Raw genomic sequence first — 398 nt, forward strand, 5'->3', positions numbered from 1 at the left:
TTCTAAAGTGAGGGATGAATGGCAACGGTCTGATCAACATGGACTCTTACAGCCTAAGAAGATACTATAATAGAATTATTCAGTCGTAAGAAGGAATTTCCAATCATCCGAAAATCGCTTTGGAAAGCGTATTTTTGGTCACGTTCCTATTGCCTGCTTACAACTGGTGGAGCACCCATAGACGTAATCAAGAAATACATCGAAAATCAAGGCATGAAAGGATGATAGGAATTGCTGAAAGCCTATAAGTATCGCATCTATCCGAACCATGAACAGCAGCTATATTTTGCAAAAGTGTTCGGTTGTGTTCGATTCATCTACAACAAAATGCTTGCAGATAAGATCGAGCATTATAAGCAAACTGAAACCATGCTCAAGAATACGCCTGCTCAATACAA

The 398-nt window shown here is 39.2% G+C and carries 1 protein-coding gene and 1 pseudogene; both read left to right on the forward strand.

Annotated features, from left to right (window positions below; all coding sequences use genetic code 11):
• Positions 1–96: 96 nt before the first annotated feature.
• Positions 97–225, forward strand: a pseudogene (locus JO375_RS12530) (transposase); the annotation flags it as partial.
• A gap of 6 nt (positions 226–231) precedes the next feature.
• A partial coding sequence (locus JO375_RS12535) for a helix-turn-helix domain-containing protein (RefSeq protein WP_229524804.1) occupies positions 232–398 on the forward strand: 167 nt, incomplete at its 3' end.

The sequence above is a fragment of the Paenibacillus farraposensis genome, assembly GCF_020736845.1.
GTDB lineage: Bacteria > Bacillota > Bacilli > Paenibacillales > Paenibacillaceae > Paenibacillus > Paenibacillus farraposensis.